Below are 19877 nucleotides of genomic sequence, written 5' to 3' on the forward strand. Positions count from 1 at the left end.
CCGCGACCGGGGACGGGAGGAGAGAGGACGTGAGGGAGACACTGTGGGTGCTCTGATGCGGAGGCCGACGATCATGGACATCGCCCGTGCGGCGGGGGTGTCCAAGGGGGCGGTCTCGTACGCGCTCAACGGGCGCCCCGGGGTCTCGGAGGAGACCCGGAGGCGCATCCTGGACATCGCCCACGACCTGGGGTGGGCACCCAGCAAGGCGGCTCGGGCGCTGGCCCCGGGCGGCCGGGTCGGCGCCGTCGGGCTGGTGGTGGACCGGCCGGCCCGTTCGCTCGGCATCGAACCGTTCTTCATGCAGCTGGTCTCCGGAGTCGAGACGGAGCTGGCCTCGGCCGGGGTGGACCTCCTGCTCCAGGTCACCGACGACCACCGGGCGGAGCTGGAGGTGTACCGGCGCTGGGCCTCGGAGCGCCGGGTGGACGGGGTGGTCATGGTCGACCTGCGGGCGGACGACCCCCGTCCGGAGGCGGTGCGTTCCCTGGGCCTGCCCGCCGTGTTCCTCGGCGGGCCGGAGGGCGTGGGCGGTCTGCCCTGCGTGTACTCCGACGACGGCGCCTCGGTCCGGGAGGTGGTCCGCTACCTCGCGGCGCTGGGGCACCGACGCGTCGCCCGGATCGCGGGCCCGGAGGACTTCCTGCACACCCGGGTGCGCGGCGCCGCCTTCCTGGAGGCCGCGGCCGGGGCCGGGCTGGCCGAGGCGTACTCGGTGAACGCCGACTACACGGGGGAGGCGGGTACCCGGACCACCCGGCGCCTGCTGGCCTCCGCGAACCGGCCCACCGCGCTGGTCTACGACAACGACCTGATGGCGGTGGCCGGGCTCGGTGTGGCCGCCGAGATGGGCGTGGACGTGCCGGGCCAGCTGTCGATCGTGGCGTGGGACGACTCGGCGCTGTGCCGTCTGGTGCGGCCCTCACTGACCGCGATCAGCCGGGACGTGGTGGGTCACGGTCGCCAGGTCGCCGGGATGCTCGGCCGGGTCCTGGACGGCGAGCGGGTGGAGAGCGAGGAGAGTCCGGTGGGGGAGCTGCACCCTCGTGGAAGCACGGGGCCGCTGGTGGGGGACCCCGAATCCGCTGTTACAAGCGGATAACACCGAAGTGTCGGGGATTGACGGGGTTCGCCGGTCCGTGTTGTTGTTAACGTCACTTACCCGGTTCAGCAACGGTCCTTCGCTCCCTCTATTGGGAGCGCTCCCAGCCTTCCGAGCCAGGATCGGCTTCCCCCATACGAAGGGCCGACCGGGTGAAAGGAGGAGTCGAGATGAGATCTCTGAGGCTTCCCGCCGCTCTGGCGGCGCTGGTGCTGGTCGCCAGCGCGTGCTCGGGCGAGGGCGCAGGGGGCGACTCCGGGGGCTACCCCCGGAACGAGACGCTGTACACGACGGGTACGGCCTGGGGTCCCCCCACCAACTGGAACCCCATCATGGAGGGCAACTACGCGGTCGGGACCGTCGGGCTGGTCTACGAGCCCCTCTTCGTCTTCGATCCCAGCGAGGGCGCGTACACGCCCTGGTTGGCCGAGAGCGACGAGTGGCCGGACGAGAACACGCACGTCATCACCCTCCGCGACGGGGTCGAGTGGAGCGACGGCGAACCCCTGGTCGCCCAGGACGTGGTCACCACCCTGGAGCTCGGCCACTTCGACATCCACTACAGCAACGTCTGGGACTACCTGGAGAGCGCCGAGGCCACCGGTGAGCGCGAGGTGACCCTCACCTTCTCCGAGGCGCGCCCGCAGGAGTGGATGAACTGGGTGGCCAACCGGGCGATCGTCCCGGACCACCTCTGGGCCGACAAGAGCCAGGAACAGGTCAACGACGACCCCAACCGCGACCCGGTCGGTACCGGCGCCTACGTCTACGAGAACCACGCGGACGACCGCATGGTCTGGCGGCGCAACGACGAGTGGTGGGGCACCGAGGCCCTCGGCCTGGAGATGAAGCCGACCTACATCGTGGACATCGTCAACGCGTCCAACGACGTCACGATGAACATGCTGAACAACCACGAGGTCGACCTCTCCAACAACTTCCTCCCCGGCATCGACCAGGTCATCAGCAACGACAACAACATCACCAGCTACTTCGCGGGCCCGCCCTACATGCAGTCCGCGAACACCGCCTGGCTCGTCCCCAACCACGAGCACCCCGCTCTGGGCGACCCCGAGTTCCGCCGGGCGCTGGCCCACGCCGTCGACGTCAACCAGATCGTCGAGGGCCCCTACACCAACCTCGTCGAGCCGGCCGACCCCACCGGTCTGCTCCCGCAGTGGGAGGAGTTCGTCGACCACGAGCTGGTCGCGGACGAGGGCTTCACCTACGACTCCGACGAGGCCGTGGCCATCCTCGAGGAGGCGGGCTACCTGGACGAGGACGGCGACGGCTTCGTCGAGACCCCCGACGGCGAACCCATCACCCTGTCCCTGGAGGTCCCCTCGGGCTGGAGCGACTGGATGGAGGCGGCCAACGTCATCGCCGAGAACGCCCAGGAGGTCGGGATCAAGGTCGAACCGGCCTTCCCCGAGCACGAGCTGCTCATCGAGAACTTCCGCAAGGCGGAGTTCGACCTGATGATCAACAACGACCGGAGCATCAGCAACACGCCCTGGACGTACTACGACTTCATCTTCCAGCTGCCGATCCGCGACCAGCAGACCACGGCCAACTACGCCCGGTACGAGAACGAGGAGGCCTGGGACCTGACCGAACAGCTGGCCTCGACTCCCGCCGAGGACACCGAGGACATGGCCGCGATCACCTCCGACCTCCAGGGCATCTTCCTGGACGACCTGCCGATCATCCCGCTCTGGTACAACGGCATGTGGTCCCAGGCCAGCAACCAGGTGTGGACCAACTGGCCCAGTGAGGACGAGGGAACCCCCGACCACTTCGCCACCATGTGGAACAACATGTACCAGATGGGCGCGATCTACACCCTCGCCGAGATCGAACTGGCCGAATAGCGCACACGTGGGGCGCTCCCCGAGCGGGAGCGCCCCACGACCCGCGCCCCCACACCTGGAGGACACCCGTGTGGCGCTACATGGGCCGAAAAGTCGGCATCTACGCCATCACCTTCGTCGTGGCGGTCACCATCAACTGGATGATCCCGCGCTTCATGCCCGGCGACCCCGTCCGGAGCATGCTCAGCAGGGCCTCGGTCTCCGACCCCGAGGCGCTGGAGCGGATGACCGCGTACTACAACGAGGTCTTCGGCCTCGACACCCCGCTCCACCAGCAGTACCTCAGCTTCTGGGCCGGTCTCTTCCGGGGTGACCTCGGGGTCAGCGTGTGGCTCTACCCCGAGCCCGTCACCGACGTCATCCTGCGGCACGTGCCCTTCACCCTGGGCCTGCTGCTCCCCGCCATCATCCTCAGCTGGATCGTCGGCAACCGCTTCGGCGCCTTCGCGGCCCGGAGCAAGGTCCTGGACAACACCGTCCTGCCGATCGGCTACATCCTCACCGCGATGCCCTACATGTGGATCGCGCTGCTGCTCGCCTACTCGCTGTCCGTGGTCGGCGGCTTCTTCCCGACCGCGGGCGGGTACAGCTTCGCGCTCACACCGTCATGGTCGTGGACGTTCGTCTCGAACCTGATCTCCCACTGGTTCCTGCCGTTCCTGTCCATGTTCGTCGTGGCCCTGGGCGGCTGGGCGATCGGCATGCGCAACATGATCATCTACGAGCTGGAGGCGGACTACTCCAACTACCTCCAGGCCCTGGGCGCCCCCCGCCGACTGATCCGCCGCTACGCGTTCCGCAACGCGATGCTGCCGCAGATCACCGGGCTCGCCGTCCAGCTGGGCACGCTGATCGCCGGGGCGCTGCTCACCGAGATCGTCTTCAACTACCCCGGCCTGGGGACCCTGATCCTCAACTCGCTGAACAACCGCGACTTCTTCCTGCTCCAGGGGATCTTCCTGTTCGTGGTCGTCGGCGTGCTGATCGCCAACTTCATCATCGACATCATCTACGTCCTGGTCGACCCGCGCACGCGCGTCCAGATGACGGGAGGCGCGTCATGAGCAGCATCCCCGGCGCCCCCGGGGCCACCGACCCCGGGGGCGCACCCGAGGCGACCGGCGAGCGCCGGATGTCCGAGACCCTGCACTTCGCCCGGCGCAACCCCAAGCTGCTCATCGGCTCGGGGATCGTGCTCACCCTCCTGGCGGTCGGGCTCGTCGGGCCCCTGTTCATCGACCACGGCCCCAACGTCTACATCGGCCCGCAGAGCCAGCCGCCCAGCTCCGAGTACTGGATGGGCACCACCACGTTCGGCCAGGACATCTGGGCGCAGTTCGTGTACGGCCTGCGCTCCACGTTCCTCACCGGCCTGCTCGGCGGCGGCATCGCCTTCCTCGTCGGCACCACCGTGGGCTTCGTGGCCGGGTACAAGGGCGGGGTCGTCGACGAGATCCTCAACATGCTCACCAACGTCGTGCTGGTCCTGCCCGGCATGGTCGTGCTGATCGTCGCCGTCGCCTACCTCGACGTCCGCGGACTGGTCGTCCAGGCGCTCTTCATCGGCCTGACGTCGTGGCCGTGGGCGGCCCGCGCGGTCCGCTCCCAGGCCCTGACCCTGGCCACCCGCGACTACGTGGACCTGGCCCGGCTCAGCGGACGGCGCACCTGGCGGATCATCACCAGCGAGATCGCTCCCAACATGAGCTCCTACCTGGTGATGTCGTTCATCCTGCTGTTCGGCGGCGCCATCCTCATCGCTGCCGGACTCGACTTCATCGGCCTCGGCCCGGCGGGCGGCGTCTCCCTCGGACTGATGCTGGAGAGCGCCGGAGCCTGGAGCGCCCTCCAGCTCGGCATGTGGTGGTGGTTCGTCCCGCCGGGCGCGGGGATCACCCTGCTCGTCGGTTCGATGTACATCCTCAACGTCGGGTTGGACGAGGTCTTCAACCCCAAGCTGCGGGAGCTGTGATGACCCTGCGCGTCAAGGACCTGAAGGTCCACTACCAGACCCTGCGCGGGGACGTTCACGCCCTCGACGGAGTGAGCTTCGACCTCGCCGACGGGGAGATCATGGGCCTGGCCGGGGAGTCCGGCTGCGGCAAGACCACCCTCGGCAAGAGCCTGATCCGGCTGGACGGCCGGATGCGGCACGTGGACGGCACGATCGAGCTGGACGGGAAGGACGTGCCCGTCGCGGACGACCGCGCGATGAACCCGTTCCGGTACCACGAGATCTCGCTCATCCCGCAGTACGCGATGAGCGCGCTCAACCCGACCCGCCGGATCGGTCGGATGATCAACGAGCTGCTGCGCGCACGCGGCGTCCGCCCGGCGACGGTCGCGGAGGAGCTGAACCGCCGACTGGAACTCGTGGGGCTCGACCCCGACGTGCTCCAGCGGTTCCCCATCGAGCTCTCCGGCGGGATGAAGCAGCGGGTGGTCATGGTCATGGCCACCCTGCTCAACCCGTCCCTGCTCATCGCGGACGAGGCCACCTCGGCCCTGGACGTGTCCACCCAGCGCTCGGTGGTCGAATCCATGGTGGAGTTCCGCGACCGCGGCTACGTCAAGAGCATGATCTTCGTGACCCACGACATCTCGCTCGTCTACCAGATGGCCGACTCGGTCATGGTGATGTACGCGGGCCGGATCGCGGAGAAGGGCCCGGCGGCCACGCTCATCAACGAACCGAGGCACCCCTACACGCGGATGCTCATCGGGGCGCTGCCCGAGGTCGGCACGACCACCGAGGGCACCCGGCTGGAGGGCATCCCGGGCACCCCGCCCGGGCTGCTGCGGCCGCCCTCCGGCTGCCGGTTCCGGGAACGCTGTCCCCTCGCCTCCGAAGAGTGCGAGGAGACCCCGCCCCTGGTGGAGATCGACCCCGGCCACTGGGCCGCCTGCTGGAAGACGGGGAGGTAGCGCCGTGCTGGAACTGAGCCACGTGCACAAGGTGTACCGGGTCGGGGCGTTCGGCGGCGCGAGGCTGCGCGCCGTCCGGGACGTCAACCTCACCGTCGAACCCGGCGAGGTGGTCTCGCTGATCGGGGAGAGCGGCAGCGGCAAGAGCACGATCGGGAAGATGGTGCTGGGCCTGACCGGGGTGAGCTCCGGCACCGTCCGCTTCGAGGGGCGGGACGTCTCGCGGCTGCGCGGCTTCGCGGCCCGCAAGGAGTACTACCGCAGGGTGCAGGGGGTCTTCCAGGACCCGTTCAGCTCCTTCAACCCCATCTTCAAGGCCGACCGCGTCTTCGCGATGGTCCGCTCCTCCTACTTCCCGGAGGTCTCGGACGCCGACTGGCGGGAGCGGGTCCTGGAGGTGGTCCGCACGGTCCGCCTCGACCCGGAGAACGTGCTGGACAAGTACCCGCACCAGCTCAGCGGCGGGCAGCTGCAACGCCTGCTCATCGCGCGGGCGCTCCTCCTCGACATCCGGCTGCTGGTCGCGGACGAGGTGATCAGCATGCTGGACGCCTCCACCCGGATCGACGTGCTCAACCTGTTGGGCGACCTCAAGGAACGGGGCCTGGGCGTCCTGTTCGTCACCCACGACCTGTCCCTGGGCAACTACGTCAGCGACCGGTCGGTGATCCTGCGCAAGGGCGCGATCGCGGAGATGGGACCCACCCGCAGGGTGTTCGAGAACCCCCTGCACCCCTACAGTCGCCACCTGCTCTCGTGCGTGCCACAACTGCACCGCACCTGGGCCGAGGTGGACGCGGAACTGGCCGCGAATCCGCCCGAGGACGTGGATCTGCCCACCGTCGCCGAGGGCGACGACTCCGCACCGCTGGTCGAGATCGAGGAGAACCACTTCGTCGGCATCGACCAGGGCTGACCCCGGGGCGGGTCCGCACCGGGTCAGCACAGGGCCCGCCCCGGACCAACAACGCAGTACCGAAGCGGTACCCGAGCAGTAGTGAGAGGGAGCGTATGACCTCCTGGTTCGACCTGGGCGAGGGCTGGACCCTGACGGCGGTGCCACACGAGGGCGCACTGCCGGAGTCGGCCGCCGCGCTGGGAGAGGTCCCGGCCACCGTGCCCGGCTGTGTCCACACGGACCTGCTCGACCGGGGCCTGATCGAGGACCCCTACCTCGACGACAACGAGGACCGGCTGGGCTGGATCGGCCGGACCGACTGGAGGTACACCCGCACCCTGGAGGGCCTCCTCCCGGCCGTGGGCGCGGCCGAACGCGTGGACCTGGTCTGTGAGGGCCTGGACACCGTCGCCGCGCTCCGGGTGGGCGGCCGGGAGGTGGGGCGGACCGCCAACATGCACCGCTCGTACCGCTTCGACGTCACCCGGGCGCTGGCGGAGGGCGGCCCGGCCCCCGTCCTCGACGTGGAGTTCGCGTCCCCCTACCGGTACGCGGAGGGGAACCGGGAGCGCATGGGCGCGCTGCCCGGCGCCTACGACGAGCCCTACCAGTTCATCCGGAAGATGGCCTGCAACTTCGGGTGGGACTGGGGGCCCACTGTGGTCACCTCCGGGATCTGGCGGCCGATCCGGCTGCACGCGTGGTCCACCGCGCGGCTGGCCTCGGTACGGCCGCTCGTGACGGTCTCCGAGGACGGCTCGCTGGGCCGGGTCAGCGCGCACGTGGAGGTGGAGCGGACCGGGCCGGGCACGGACCTCCCGCTCACGCTCACGGCGACGGTCGCGGGGGCCACCACCGCCGTCACCCTCGCGCCGGGGCGCACAGAGGCCGTCCTGGACCTCGTGGTGGCCGAACCCGCGCTGTGGTGGCCGCGCGGCCACGGCGACCAGCCCCTGCACGACCTCGTGGTGGAGCTCGCCGGGGCCGGGCCGGACACCCCCCGGCTCGACACGTGGGAACGGCGGATCGGCTTCCGGAACGTGGCGGTTCGCAGTGAGCCCGACCGCGAGGGAACGGGCTTCGCCGTCCAGGTCAACGCCCGCGACGTACTGGTCAGGGGAGCCAACTGGATCCCCGACGACGCCTTCCCGAGCCGGATCCGCCGGGACCGCTACCGGGAACGCATCGAACAGGCCCGCGACGCCGGGATCAACCTGCTGCGGGTGTGGGGCGGAGGGATGTACGAGTCCGAGGACTTCTACGAACTCTGCTCGGAACTCGGGATCCTCGTCTGGCAGGACTTCCTCTTCGCCTGCGCCGCCTACCCCGAGGACGAGTCGCTGGCCTCCGAGGTCGAGGCGGAGGCGCGCGAGGCGGTCGCCAGGCTGTCCCCGCACGCCAGCCTGGCGGTGTGGTGCGGCAACAACGAGAACATCTGGGGACACGAGGACTGGGGCTGGAAGGAGCGGTTGGGCGACCGCGCGTGGGGCGCCGGGTACTACCTGGACCTTCTCCCGCGCGTGGTGGCCGAGCTCGACCCCACCCGCCCCTACTGGCCGGGCAGCCCCTACTCCGAGGGCGAGGGGGTCCACCCCAACGCCGCGGCTCACGGCACCATGCACCTGTGGGACGTCTGGAACCAGGAGGACTACACCGTCTACCGCGACCACCGGCCCCGGTTCGCCGCCGAGTTCGGCTACCAGGCGCCGCCCGCGCACGCCACCCTGCGGGGCGCGGTCACCGACGACCCGCTCAAGCCGACCTCCCCGGGCGTGCTGCACCACCAGAAGGCCGAGGACGGCAACGGCAAGCTCGCGCGCGGGCTCGCCGCGCACTTCGGGGACCGGGAGTGGGAGTACGACGACTGGCACTACCTCACGCAGGTCAACCAGGCGCGCGCCCTCACCGTGGGGATCGAGCACTTCAGGTCCACCTGGCCGTACTGCACCGGCACGGTGATGTGGCAGCTCAACGACTGTTGGCCGGTCACGTCGTGGGCGGCGGTGGACGGCGCGGGGCGCCGCAAGCCCCTGTGGTACGCGCTGCGGCGCGTGTACGCGGACCGGGTGGCCACCGTCCAGCCCGCCTCCGCCGGACTCGCGGTGGTCCTGGGCAACGACACGGACGAGGAGTGGGTCACCGAGGTGACCCTCGCCCGCCGGGACACCGGGACCGGGCGCGCGGTGGCGGCCTCCGCGCACGAGGTCCGGGTGGCGCCGCGCGGAGCACTGCGCGTTCCGGTGCCCTCCGGGGTCGCGGAGCCGGGGGATCCCGTCCGCGAGGTGCTGACCGTCGACGGGGCGGGGGAGCGGGCGTGGTGGTTCTTCTCCCGCGATCTCGACCTGGAGTACCGAAAGCCGGAATTCGACGTGGAAACGCGGGTGGACGGTTCCGATTTGCGGGTGACGGTCCGCGCTCGCGTGCTCTTGCGGGATCTGGTCCTGAACGTCGATCGACTCGATCCCGGGGCGAGCGCGGACAGTGCCCTGGTGACGCTGCTGCCCGGCGAGTCGCACACCTTCACGGTGTCGGGAGGCGCGGCGCTGGAGCCCGGGGCCGTGACCGCTCCACCTGTGTTGAGGTGCGTCAACGACGCTTTGGTGAACGACGGGTGACCTTCCGGTGACACTCCGGTGTCCGCCACAGGGATCACACGCGTTCCCCGCCCGGCCCGTCGGTATTCCTCGGCGGGCCGTGCGGGTTGCCACATCGAAAACCCTCGCCAGCTGGCGAGGCTGTGGTACGTTCATTGGAGATTGTTAGTCGTTGAATTTCGCAGTTGGTGTCTTGCCCGCGGAGTTTGTGACCGGCGGGCGGTTTCTCTTGGAGTCGGCTCGCGGCAATTTTCGGGCGTGTGAGTATGCGTCCGTGTACACCGAGCTGAAGGAGAAAACATGGCTCAGGGAACTGTGAAGTGGTTCAACGGCGAGAAGGGCTTCGGCTTCATCTCCCCCGACGACGGTGGCCCCGACGCCTTCGTTCACTACAGCGCCATCCAGGGCACGGGCTTCCGTAACCTGGAGGAGAACCAGCGCGTGGAGTTCGAGATCGTCGCTGGCACCCGCGGCCCGCAGGCCGAGAACGTCGTCGCGATCTAAGACCGCATAGACGTTAGCGATGTCGCCCCTCGTGGGCGTGAACGTCGCTGAACGCCCCCGGAGAGTCCGTCTCTCCGGGGGCGTTCGCGTGTCCGGGCTCCGTGCCCGGGCGTCCGCGGTCCGGCGGAGGGCCGGGGCCGCACGCGAGGGACCCCGGGGCCGTCACTGACGGCCCCGGGGTCCCTGTGTGTGTACGGAGGCCTCCCCGTGGGGTTTCAGGGCCTCCCGTGGGCGCTCAGGCCTCCAGGACGGCGCGGGTGCGCTCGCGTACGTCGGGGGTGTCCAGGCCCCGCACGGTGACCGTGGTCCGGCGGCGCAGGGCGTCGTCGACGGTCACCGCCCACTCGCGGTCGCGGGCGAACACGACCTGCGCCCAGACGTCCGGGCCGTCCGGGTGGATGCGCTCGCCCAGCTCGGGCTGGTCGCGCACCAGTCCGGCGATGTCCAGGGCCAGGCTTCCGTAGTGCGACGCCAGGTGGCGGGCGACCAGCGGGTCCAGGCGGGTGCCGGGGTCGCGGTCGATGATCAGGCGCTGGGCGACCGCGTCCGGGCTGGCCAGACCGGGCAGCGGCACGGTCCGCAGCGGGTCGGCCATGTCCTCGGCCAGCGGCACCGCCGACACCTTCCGCAGTTCCTCCAGGACCGTCCGACCGATGTGCCGGTAGGTCGTCCACTTGCCCCCGGCCACCGAGAGCATGCCGCCGCGCCCCTGGGTGACCACGGTCTCCCGCTTGGCGGAGCTGGTGTCCCCGGGCCCGCCCGGCAGCACGCGCAGCCCCGCGAACGAGTAGGTCATGCGGTCGCGGTCGAGGTAGGGGGAGTCGATACCCAGCGCGGCCTCACCGAGGATCTGGTCGACGTCGGAGGGGACCACGCCCACCTCGGCGGGGTCGCCCTCGAAGGCCTCGTCCGTCGTGCCCAGGAGCAGGTGGTCCTCCCACGGGATCGCGAACGACACCCGGTACTTGTCCACCGGGATGGTGAGCGCGGCCCGCCACGGCTCCGGGGTGCGCAGCACCAGGTGGGCGCCCTTGGACAGGCGCACGCTGGGCGAGGCGGCGGCGTCCTCCATACGGCGCAGGTGGTCCACCCAGGGGCCGGTGGCGTTGAGGACCAGCCGCGCGTCGATCCCGAAGTCGTCGCCGCCCACGCGGTCGTGCAGGTCGGCGCCGGTGACGCGGCCGCGCGTCGTCCGCAGCCCGCGGACCTCGGCGTGGTTGAGCACCACGGCCCCGGCGTCCACGGCGGCGCGCACGGTCATGACCGCCATGCGGCTGTCGTTCATCTGGTGGTCGCTGTAGGCGGCCACCGACTTCAGCCCCTCGGTACGCAGGCCGGGAGCCAGGCGCTTGGCCTGGAGCGGGGAGAGCAGGCGGCCCATGCCGTCGCCGAAGGCGGACAGCGCGGAGTAGAGGAAGACGCCCGCGCCCATCTTGGCGGCGCCGTGCGGTCCCCCGGAGTAGACGGGGACGAGGAAGGGGCGGTGGTTGACCAGGTGCGGGGCCACGTCGGAGGCGAGCGAGCGCCGTTCCTTGTGGTTCTCCGCGACCAGGCGCACGTTGCCGGTCTGGAGGTAGCGCAGACCGCCGTGCACGAGCTTGGACGAGGCGCTGGAGGTGGCCCCGGCGAAGTCGCCCGCGTCGACCATGGCCACGCGCAGGCCCGCCTGGGTGGCGGTCCAGGCGACCGAGGTGCCGAGGATCCCGCCGCCGATGACGAGGAGGTCGAAGGTGCCCCGGGTGAGTTCGTCGCGCGTGCGACCTCGGTGGGTGCTGGCGTCACTGCGGTGGGCGCTGGCGGTCATGGCTGGTGCTCCGTCCGTTGGGGAGGGGGGCGTTACCGCACGTACCTGAACGGGCTCCACGTTTCAGGTGGGTGTCGTACGCATAATACGACAATGCCGAACGATGTGGTCGATCGGCGTCGCGGTAGCGGGGGTCGGCGCTGGAGGTGGGCGCCTGTCCTGGTGCCACCCGGGCCTGGTGTGACTCTGGGGGATCGAGTAGTCGCTTGTTGTCCACTGTGGTTCGGCATTGTCGAATCCGGGCCGGGGCGTCGGGGCAGAAACCTCGTGCGCGAGGTATCGGGCCGCTCCGATGCCGGGCATGTCGCCCCAAGGTGCGACAGGAGCCCGTTCCTCCTCGCCGGGTACTGGAATCCAGGGTTTGAGAAGCCGGTTTCCTGATTCCTCAAACAAGATGGATGTCTGGACTTCGAGTTCCCCGGATTGTCCAGCTTGGGAGGCATCGCCGGTCCTACGATGAACCCCATCATGGCCACTAGGTACTCACCCACGATCCGGCGGCGCCGGCTCTCCGCCGAACTGCGGCGGGTGCGGCTCGCCGCCCGCAAGACCAGCGAAGAGGCCGCGGCGGCCGCCGGCCTGTCCAAGTCCACCTACTCCAACATCGAGTCCGGGGTCAAGAAACGGCCCAGCGTCCCGGAGATCAGGGCGATCCTGGACGCCTGCCAGGTCCCCCGGGGCAGAGAGTTCGACGAGATCCTCGACCTGTGCCGCCAGTCCCTCGAACGCGGCTGGTGGTCCCGGTACCGGGACGTGCTCGCGGCCCGGTTCGTCGGCTTCGAGACCGAGGCCAGACGCATCACGTCCTGGCAGCCCGTCGTGATCCCCGGACTCCTCCAGGTCCCGGAGTACATGAGGGTCGCCGCCCAGGCGTGTCTGGCCAACCCCCAGGAGATCCGCCGGGACATCGACGCCCGGATGACCCGACAGCGCATCCTGGAGGACCAGGACCCTCCCGAGCTGTGGGCGATCTTCGACGAGGGCGCCCTGCTGCGCCTGCACGACCACCCCGAGGTCCGCCGGTCCCAGGTCAAGCACATCATGGAGATGGCCCAGCGGCCCAACGTCACCGTGCAGATGACCCGGGCCGCCAAGCTCAACCCCGGAGCCGGGGGCTCCTGCGTGATCCTGGAGTTCCCGCACGCCAGCGACCCCACGGTGGTCTACCTGGAGACCGCGACGGACGGCATCTACCTGGAGGAGCCCGACGAGGTCGCCCGCTACCAGCAGCTGGTCAACCACCTCAGACTGGTGGCGCTGCGGCCCGGGGAGACCCTCGACTACCTGGAGGAGGTCCACCTGAGCACGTGAGGCCGCCCCGGGAACGCCGGAGGGCGCCCGGCCGGTGCCGGGCGCCCCCAACGAGCGTCGTCACGCCCCGGTTCAGGTGCCGAAGCCGGTCAGGTGCCAGATCCAGGCACCGATCACACCGCCGACGAGGGGACCGACCACCGGGATCCAGGCGTACCCCCAGTCGGACGAGCCCTTGCCCGGGATGGGCAGCAGCGCGTGCGCGATGCGCGGACCGAGGTCACGGGCCGGGTTGATGGCGTACCCGGTCGGGCCACCGATCGACAGGCCGATCGCGAACACCAGGAGACCCACGAGCAGCGGGGCCAGACCGTGCGCGAACAGGGCGGACAGGTCGGCGTCACCCTTGGTGACCGAACCCTCGTTGCCGCCGATGCCGAGGATGCCCAGCACCAGCATCGCGGTGCCGATGACCTCCGTGGTGAGGTTGGCGACCGGGTTGCGCACCCCGGGCGCGGTGCTGAACACACCCAGCTTGGCCTCGGGGTCGTCGGTGATCCTCCAGTGCGCGAAGTAGGCGAGGAAGACCAGGCAGGCACCGACGATGGCACCGAGCATCTGGGCCGCGACGTAACCCGGCACCAGCCCCCAGTCGAACTCGCCGATGCTGGCCAGACCGAGCGTGACCGCCGGGTTGATGTGGGCGCCGGAGGTGGTGCCGACGACGTAGACGGCCATGGCGACCGCCATACCCCAGCCGAACGTCACCACGATCCAGCCCGCGGCGAGGGCCTTGGAGCGGGCGAGTGAGACGCCGGCGACCACACCGCCGCCGAGCAGGATCAGAATGGCCGTACCGACGAACTCCGCCAGGTACGCGGACATGTTTTCCATGGAGACCTCCGCCCCGTGCGGGGCTGCCGAGATGGATGAAGGGGACACCTCCCGGTGCCCCGGGTCCGCGCTCCGGGGCACCGGGAGGAGCCCCTGGGGCGCGGTCGACGCGCGGGCCGGGGGCGGCCGTGTGACCGGCCCGCCCCCGTCGGCCCGGTGCTACCCGGCGTCCTCGTGCTCCACCCAGTCCAGGGTGCGCTGCACGGCCTTGTTCCAGTTGTGGTACTCGCGCTCACGGACCGCGGGCTCCATCCGCGGGTTCCACTCGGCGGCCTTGTGCCAGTTGGCGCGCAGGGTCTCGATGTCGGGCCAGTAGCCCACGGCGAGCCCGGCCGCGTAGGCGGCGCCCAGACACGTGGTCTCCGCGACCATCGGCCGCACGACCTCGGCGTCGAGCACGTCGGACAGGATCTGCATGAGCAGGTTGTCCGCGGTCATGCCGCCGTCGACCTTCAGGGTCGTGAGGTCGATCTGGGAGTCGGCGTTCATGGCGTCGACGACCTCGCGGGTCTGCCAGGCCGAGGCCTCCAGGACCGCGCGGGCGATGTGTCCCTTGTTGACGTAGCCGGTCAGACCGGCGATCACGCCGCGGGCGTCGCTGCGCCAGTGCGGGGCGAACAGGCCGGAGAAGGCCGGGACGACGTAGCAGCCGCCGTTGTCGTCGACGGTGCGCGCGAGCGTCTCGATCTCCGGGGCGGAGGAGATCAGGCCGAGGTTGTCGCGGAGCCACTGCACCAGGGAGCCGGTGACCGCGATGGACCCTTCGAGGGCGTAGACGGCGGGAGCGTCGCCGATCTTGTAGCCCAGCGTGGTGAGCAGGCCGTTGTGCGAGGTGACGGGCTCGGTGCCGGTGTTCATCACCAGGAACGTGCCGGTGCCGTAGGTGCCCTTGACGTCGCCCGGGTCGAAGCAGGTCTGCCCGAACAGTGCGGCGTGCTGGTCGCCCAGCGACGAGGCCACGGGGGTGCCCGCCAGGTAGCCGGTGGACTCGCCGTAGACCTCCGAGGAGGAGCGGATCTCCGGCAGCAGGCTGGCCGGGATCCGCATGGCCTCCAGGACCTCGGGGTCCCAGTCCAGGGTGGCCAGGTTCATCAGCATGGTGCGGCTGGCGTTGGTCACGTCCGTGACGTGGCGGCCGGTGAGCTTCCAGATGAGCCAGGTGTCCATGGTGCCGAACAGCAGTTCGCCGCGCTCGGCCCGCTCGCGGACGCCGTCCACGTTGTCCAGGAGCCAGCGGATCTTGGGGCCGGAGAAGTAGGTGGCGAGCGGGAGCCCGCACTTGGGGCGGAACCGGTCCTGGCCCTCGTCGGCGGCGAGCTCGCGCACGATGTCGTCGGTGCGGGTGTCCTGCCAGACGATGGCGTTGTAGACCGGCTCGCCGGTGGCGCGGTCCCAGATCAGGGTGGTCTCACGCTGGTTGGTGATACCGATGGCGGCGATCTGGTCGGGCGTGATGTCGCTCTTGCGCAGCGACTCCTGGACCACGGCCTCGACGTTGGTCCAGATCTCCAGGGCGTCGTGCTCCACCCAACCGGGCTTCGGGAAGATCTGCCGGTGCTCTCTTTGGTCGACCGAGACGATACGTCCGTCCCGGTCGAAGAGGATGCAGCGACTCGACGTGGTGCCCTGGTCGATCGCGGCGACGTACTGCTGACTCATCGGTGCTCGCCTTCAGGTGGACGGCTCTGGAACGGGGTGGGAATCGGTGTGATCGGCGGTGCTCACCGAACGATGTACGACATTGACGTATGAATAGGCGATAGTTTCAACCGTCTTTCCTTCCCATGTCAAGGCCGTGTGACGCAATCGTGTTGCGTGGATCACGCGGTCGGGCGGACACTGTCTCAAGACGGACGCGGACACGGAAAGCACCACTCCGGGGGCTGACCCGAAGTGGGGCGAAGCGGTGACCGCCTTTGGTCCGGCCGTTGCCCGGCGGGGTATGGGAAGGCGTGTGAAGACAGCCCGCGGATCCGCCGCCCGGTGTCGGGGGAGCGGACGCTCAGGCGGGGGCCCGGGGAGTGAGACCCGGCTCAGTAGGGTGTGACACCCAACTCACGGGAGATGGCCCGGGCGGCGTCGCGCACGTAGGAGACCTGCTCCATGTCGGGTTTGCCGTCCTCCCCGCGCAGTCGCTCGACGGCGCCGCGCACCCCGATGGCGCCGACGGTGACCCCGCGCCGGTCGCGGATGGGCGCGGCGATGGAGACCTCGCCGTCGACCAGTTCCTCGGCCTCCCAGCCCCAGACGTTGTCGCGTATCTCCGACAGCTGGGCCTCCAGGGCCGCCATCGACGTCACGGTGTGGCGGGTGAAGGCGGTGAGTTCCACCGGGGAGTCGGTCTCCACCGCGGAGACCTCCTCCGGCACGGCCAGGGGGTCGAAGGCCATCAGGACCTTGCCGAGGGCGCTCGCGTGCAGCGGCAGCAGGGTGCCCACGTCCAGGGTCTGCCGGGAGGAGTCGGGGCGGAAGACGTGGTGCACCACGAGGACCTGGTGCTTGTGGAGGGTGCCGATGCGCACGCTCTCGCCGCTGCGTGAGGCCAGGGTGTCGGCCCAGTTCAGCGCGCGGGTGCGGAGTTCGTTGCCGTCCAGGTACCGGGTGCCGAGGCTGAGCATGCCGCCGCCCAGGCGGTACCGGCCCGACTCGGGGTCCTGCTCCACGAAGCCCACGTGCTGGAGGGTGCGCAGGATGCCCAGGGCGGTGCCCTTGGGCAGTTCCAGGGAGCGGGAGACCTCCGCCAGGCTCAGTCCGCGGGCGCCACTGGCCAGGAGCCGGAGGATCGCGGCGGCGCGTTCGATGGACTGGATTCTTCCCGGCATTGCGGTGCTACCACTCTCTAGTACGACAATGTCATACGCCCGATGCTACTACGCGATGTGATGCGCAACACCTGTCGGCGCCCCGGGTTCGCGCGCGATCGGCCAAGTCTACCGACGCGCCACCGCGCTGACCTGCGGTCGGTTCACCTCAGACCGCCGCGGCCGCCCGGGTGATCGCCTTCGCCGCGTCCTCGACGTCGCTGTCGGTGATCTCCTGGCGCAGCACCAGCCGCACCCGGGTCCCGCCGCCGAGCGCCCGGACCCCCTCGGCCGCGAGCGCCTCCAGGTACCGTCCGGCCAGGCCGTCGGGGGTGGTGACCAGCACCATGTTGGTCCGGGCCTCGACCGTCAGCCCCGGCAGGCCCGCCAGCCGTCCGGCCAGCCGGGCCGCGCGCGCGTGGTCCTCGACCAGCCGCTCCCGGTGGTGGCGCAGGGCGTGCAGGGCGCCCGCCGCGATGATCCCCGCCTGGCGCATGCCCGCGCCCAGCAGCTTGCGGCCGCGCCGGGCCCGCCGGACCGTCTCGGCGTCACCGACCAGCGCCGAGCCCACCGGAGCGCCCAGCCCCTTGGAGAAGCAGACCGAGACCGTGTCGAAGCCCGCGGCCGCGTCGGCGGGGGAGATCCCCAGATGGGCGGCGGCGTTCCACAGCCGGGCCCCGTCCAGGTGGGCGCGCAGCCCGTGCGCGTGCGCGAAGTCCGTCACCCGGCGCTGTTCGGCCAGGGGGACCACCCGCCCCGAGAAGGTGTTCTCCAGCCACACCAGGGCGGGGTCGGCCCGGTGCACGTCACCGACGCCCGCGATCCACGACTCCAGCAGCTCCTGGGAGGGGAACGGGTCGCCGGAGTACAGCCGGGGCAGGGCGCGGGCGAGCACCACGGTGGCACCCTGTTCGTCACCGATGAGGTGGTGGTTCTCGTGCGCCCACACCTCCTCGCCGCTGCGGGTGGACACGTACAGGCCGAGCTGGTTGGCCATGTGTCCTGAGGGCACGTACAGCGCCGCCTCCCGGCCCAGCAGCGCGGCGGTCTCCTCCTCCAGCGCGCGCACGGTGGGGTCCTCGCCGAACACGTCGTCACCCACCTCCGCCTCGGCCATGGCCCGCCGCATCGCGGGCGTGGGGCTGGTCAGGGTGTCGGAACGCAGGTCGATCACGGTTCTCCTCGGCGTGGGGGTGCGCCCACGACGATACTGCGCGGCCCCCGCGGAACCCGGACCGGCCCGGCGCGGAGCGAGCTTGCGCCTCAAGCCGCTTGAGGCGCCACAGTGATCCCCATGAACCACGAGGAGCTGTACCCCATCGGAGACGCCGCGCGACGCAGCGGGCTGAGCGTCAGCGCCGTCCGCTACTACTCGGAGGCCGGGGTCGTCCGGCCCACGGCCCTGAACGAGGCCGGGCACCGGATGTACGACGTCGACGCCATCGCCGGACTGGAGCTCGTCCGCACCCTGCGCGAGCTGGACACCGACCTCAGGGAGATCCGGAGGCTGCTCTCCGGTGACACGACCCTGCACGGCGTGCTCGTGACCCACCTGGAGGTCGTCGAACGGCAGGAGCGCGTCCTGAGGTCCAGGCGGGCGGTGCTCAGGGCCCTGATCAGGGAGGGAGGTAGGGAGGGAGGAGAGGCCGCGCGGGTCGACCTGATGCACGGACTGGTGACGATGACCGACGAGGAGCGCGAGCGGACCATCGACGACTTCTGGAACGACGTCGCGGAGGGCCTCGACGTGCCGGACGGGTTCGTCGACCGGTTGCGCGCGACGCGTCCCGTCCTGCCCGAGGAGCCCACCGCCGCGCAGCTGGAGGCCTGGATCACCCTGGCCGACCTGGTGCGGGACCGGGACTTCCGCGACGCGGTCCGCGCCCACCTCCGGTACACCCACGCGGCGCCCGAGGCCAGGACGATGGCCACCGAGCCGTTCCAGGACTTCATCCACGACAGCGGGACGCCCCTCATGGAGGACCTGCTCGCCGCCTACCGTGCGGGGGAGTCCCCCCGGTCCCCGCGCGCGCAGTCGACCGTCACACGCTTCATGGAGGCGGCGGTCGCCCTCTCCGGCACGGAGCTCACTCCGGAGGTCCGCGACCGGATGGCAGACGGGTTCCGCCAGGTCCCCGACATCGTGCGCCAGCTGGCCGAGGAGGACGCCGTCTCCGGGGAGCCCGGCCACGACGACACCCACGGCCGGTACCTGTCGCTGGTGGCGGTGATCAACGGAGTCCCCGAGGACCACGACGAGGACCCGGCCTCCTACGTCTGGATCGCGGACGCCATGAGCGCGGCGTCCCTCGGCTCCTGACGCCGGCCCGCGGGGGGTTCCGACGGATCCGGTCCGGGCGGTCCGGGCGGGACCCCGGCTCAGGCCTCTTCGAGCAGGGTCAGGTAGGCGTCCGCGTCGTGCAGGGCGTGCAGCCGGTACCAGGCGTCGAGGGCGCGCGGACTGAGCAGGTCGAGCCGGGCGAGGACGGCCCGGCCGAACTCGACGGGGGCGCTTCCGCCCGCCGTGACCAGGTCCACGTCGGTGACGGCCAGCTCCTCGCGGTAGCGGCGGGCGCCCGCGTAGCCGGTGCCCAGGAGGTAGTCGGGGGCCGAGCTGGTGTGGTCGCGGTGGTCGAGCACCCCCTCCCGGGCCAGTCCGGCCGTCGCGCCGCCGATCGCCGCGACGGGGACACCGGCGTCCAGGAGGATGCCCGCCGCCGAGGCCATCGGGGCCAGGGACTCCGGTTCGGTGTCCCAGTCGGGTGAGCCCGGCAGGAGGAACATCGCGCTGCGCGAGGGTTTGAGCTGGGGGAGCGTGACGTCGGGGAGCACGGTGAGCCCGCCCGCCGTGGTCACCGGGGCCCCAGTGAGCCCCACGGTGACGACCGGGAGGCTGCCGGTCCGACGGGGGCCGATTCCCTCCCGCGCCTGCGCGACGGTGTGGCCGTAGTGCCAGTCGGCCATCCGGTCGTAAACGGCGAGGTGCAGAGAGGGGGTGGGCTCAGCGCTCATGGCATGAGGTTGGGGTCTGGGTGGGCGGGGTGTCAATTCACGCACACCGTGGACGCCACATCCGCCGCGCGGATCACCTGGTTTGTCCGCCGGTGCCGTGAAGATTCCGGTCCGTTGCCCGCCCGGGTGCCGCCGCCCGGAGGGGCTCCGATCCGGTCCTGTGGCCTGGGTCACCCTCACAAAATCGAAAGCCGGTGTTCACATATGCTCACAAATGGTAT

The 19877-nt window shown here is 70.6% G+C and carries 16 protein-coding genes; 10 read left to right on the forward strand and 6 right to left on the reverse strand.

Annotated features, from left to right (window positions below):
* Nucleotides 1-55 precede the first annotated feature (55 nt).
* From AC0VYL_RS05545 to AC0VYL_RS05580, 8 genes are all read left to right on the forward strand, one after another.
* Nucleotides 56-1102: a LacI family DNA-binding transcriptional regulator gene (locus AC0VYL_RS05545; protein ID WP_475482501.1), complete on the forward strand. Its 1047-nt coding sequence runs from the start codon at nt 56-58 to the stop codon at nt 1100-1102.
* A 170-nt stretch (nt 1103-1272) separates the two neighbouring features.
* Nucleotides 1273-2973, forward strand: coding sequence for an ABC transporter substrate-binding protein (locus AC0VYL_RS05550; RefSeq protein ID WP_475482502.1), 1701 nt, complete (start codon nt 1273-1275; stop codon nt 2971-2973).
* A gap of 68 nt (nt 2974-3041) precedes the next feature.
* Nucleotides 3042-4037 carry an ABC transporter permease gene (locus AC0VYL_RS05555; protein ID WP_475459925.1) on the forward strand — a complete coding sequence of 332 codons (996 nt, stop codon included), beginning with the start codon at nt 3042-3044 and terminating at the stop codon, nt 4035-4037.
* Nucleotides 4034-4945: an ABC transporter permease gene (locus AC0VYL_RS05560; protein ID WP_475459928.1), complete on the forward strand. Its 912-nt coding sequence runs from the start codon at nt 4034-4036 to the stop codon at nt 4943-4945. The genes AC0VYL_RS05555 and AC0VYL_RS05560 overlap by 4 nt, the downstream gene beginning before the upstream one ends.
* A complete protein-coding gene (locus AC0VYL_RS05565; protein WP_475459930.1) occupies nt 4945-5898 on the forward strand; it encodes an ABC transporter ATP-binding protein in 954 nt (317 codons plus the stop codon). Before AC0VYL_RS05560 ends, AC0VYL_RS05565 begins: the two co-directional genes overlap by 1 nt.
* A gap of 4 nt (nt 5899-5902) precedes the next feature.
* Nucleotides 5903-6814: an ABC transporter ATP-binding protein gene (locus tag AC0VYL_RS05570; protein WP_475459932.1), complete on the forward strand. Its 912-nt coding sequence runs from the start codon at nt 5903-5905 to the stop codon at nt 6812-6814.
* A 95-nt stretch (nt 6815-6909) separates the two neighbouring features.
* On the forward strand, nt 6910-9411 hold the full coding sequence (locus AC0VYL_RS05575; protein ID WP_475482503.1) for a glycoside hydrolase family 2 protein: 2502 nt from the start codon (nt 6910-6912) through the stop codon (nt 9409-9411).
* Nucleotides 9412-9690: 279 nt separating this feature from the next.
* Nucleotides 9691-9894 carry a cold-shock protein gene (locus AC0VYL_RS05580; protein WP_014912876.1) on the forward strand — a complete coding sequence of 68 codons (204 nt, stop codon included), beginning with the start codon at nt 9691-9693 and terminating at the stop codon, nt 9892-9894.
* Between the two features lie 235 nt (nt 9895-10129).
* Here the strand turns inward: AC0VYL_RS05580 and AC0VYL_RS05585 are convergent, their stop codons facing one another.
* A complete protein-coding gene (locus AC0VYL_RS05585) occupies nt 10130-11698 on the reverse strand; it encodes a glycerol-3-phosphate dehydrogenase/oxidase (protein WP_475482504.1) in 1569 nt (522 codons plus the stop codon).
* A gap of 456 nt (nt 11699-12154) precedes the next feature.
* On the opposite strand from AC0VYL_RS05585, the gene AC0VYL_RS05590 reads away from it, so the two are divergent.
* Nucleotides 12155-13009: a helix-turn-helix domain-containing protein gene (locus AC0VYL_RS05590; protein WP_475459942.1), complete on the forward strand. Its 855-nt coding sequence runs from the start codon at nt 12155-12157 to the stop codon at nt 13007-13009.
* A gap of 72 nt (nt 13010-13081) precedes the next feature.
* Here the strand turns inward: AC0VYL_RS05590 and AC0VYL_RS05595 are convergent, their stop codons facing one another.
* The 4 genes from AC0VYL_RS05595 to AC0VYL_RS05610 form a co-directional block, all read right to left on the reverse strand.
* On the reverse strand, nt 13082-13843 hold the full coding sequence (locus tag AC0VYL_RS05595; RefSeq protein ID WP_475459944.1) for an MIP/aquaporin family protein: 762 nt from the start codon (nt 13841-13843) through the stop codon (nt 13082-13084).
* A gap of 159 nt (nt 13844-14002) precedes the next feature.
* A complete protein-coding gene (gene glpK, locus AC0VYL_RS05600) occupies nt 14003-15502 on the reverse strand; it encodes a glycerol kinase GlpK (protein ID WP_475482505.1) in 1500 nt (499 codons plus the stop codon).
* Nucleotides 15503-15876: 374 nt separating this feature from the next.
* A complete protein-coding gene (locus tag AC0VYL_RS05605; RefSeq protein ID WP_475459949.1) occupies nt 15877-16665 on the reverse strand; it encodes an IclR family transcriptional regulator in 789 nt (262 codons plus the stop codon).
* 148 nt (nt 16666-16813) lie between these two features.
* Nucleotides 16814-17818, reverse strand: a complete 1005-nt coding sequence (locus AC0VYL_RS05610; RefSeq protein WP_475482506.1) for a threonine aldolase family protein — start codon at nt 17816-17818, stop codon at nt 16814-16816.
* 120 nt (nt 17819-17938) lie between these two features.
* On the opposite strand from AC0VYL_RS05610, the gene AC0VYL_RS05615 reads away from it, so the two are divergent.
* Entirely contained in the window at nt 17939-18964 is a 1026-nt protein-coding gene (locus tag AC0VYL_RS05615; protein ID WP_475482507.1) for a MerR family transcriptional regulator, read from the forward strand.
* 59 nt (nt 18965-19023) lie between these two features.
* On the opposite strand, the gene AC0VYL_RS05620 is transcribed toward AC0VYL_RS05615, so the two are convergent.
* The gene (locus tag AC0VYL_RS05620; protein ID WP_475459957.1) at nt 19024-19656 is read right to left on the reverse strand and encodes a DJ-1/PfpI family protein; all 633 of its coding nucleotides are present in this window, start codon (nt 19654-19656) and stop codon (nt 19024-19026) included.
* Nucleotides 19657-19877: the final 221 nt, after the last annotated feature.

The sequence above is a fragment of the Nocardiopsis sp. iso_238 genome, assembly GCF_056173325.1.

Excerpts from the sequence above, each read along its gene's own strand:
- AC0VYL_RS05545 (WP_475482501.1), top strand. The coding sequence starts at position 56 with ATGCGGAGGCCGACGATCATGGACATCGCCCGTGCGGCGGGGGTGTCC.
- AC0VYL_RS05550 (WP_475482502.1), top strand. The coding sequence starts at position 1,273 with ATGAGATCTCTGAGGCTTCCCGCCGCTCTGGCGGCGCTGGTGCTGGTC.
- AC0VYL_RS05560 (WP_475459928.1), top strand. The coding sequence starts at position 4,034 with ATGAGCAGCATCCCCGGCGCCCCCGGGGCCACCGACCCCGGGGGCGCA.
- AC0VYL_RS05565 (WP_475459930.1), top strand. The coding sequence starts at position 4,945 with ATGACCCTGCGCGTCAAGGACCTGAAGGTCCACTACCAGACCCTGCGC.
- AC0VYL_RS05575 (WP_475482503.1), top strand. The coding sequence starts at position 6,910 with ATGACCTCCTGGTTCGACCTGGGCGAGGGCTGGACCCTGACGGCGGTG.
- AC0VYL_RS05580 (WP_014912876.1), top strand. The coding sequence starts at position 9,691 with ATGGCTCAGGGAACTGTGAAGTGGTTCAACGGCGAGAAGGGCTTCGGC.
- AC0VYL_RS05585 (WP_475482504.1), bottom strand. The coding sequence starts at position 11,698 with ATGACCGCCAGCGCCCACCGCAGTGACGCCAGCACCCACCGAGGTCGC.
- AC0VYL_RS05590 (WP_475459942.1), top strand. The coding sequence starts at position 12,155 with ATGAACCCCATCATGGCCACTAGGTACTCACCCACGATCCGGCGGCGC.
- AC0VYL_RS05595 (WP_475459944.1), bottom strand. The coding sequence starts at position 13,843 with ATGGAAAACATGTCCGCGTACCTGGCGGAGTTCGTCGGTACGGCCATT.
- glpK (WP_475482505.1), bottom strand. The coding sequence starts at position 15,502 with ATGAGTCAGCAGTACGTCGCCGCGATCGACCAGGGCACCACGTCGAGT.
- AC0VYL_RS05605 (WP_475459949.1), bottom strand. The coding sequence starts at position 16,665 with ATGCCGGGAAGAATCCAGTCCATCGAACGCGCCGCCGCGATCCTCCGG.
- AC0VYL_RS05615 (WP_475482507.1), top strand. The coding sequence starts at position 17,939 with ATGAACCACGAGGAGCTGTACCCCATCGGAGACGCCGCGCGACGCAGC.
- AC0VYL_RS05620 (WP_475459957.1), bottom strand. The coding sequence starts at position 19,656 with ATGAGCGCTGAGCCCACCCCCTCTCTGCACCTCGCCGTTTACGACCGG.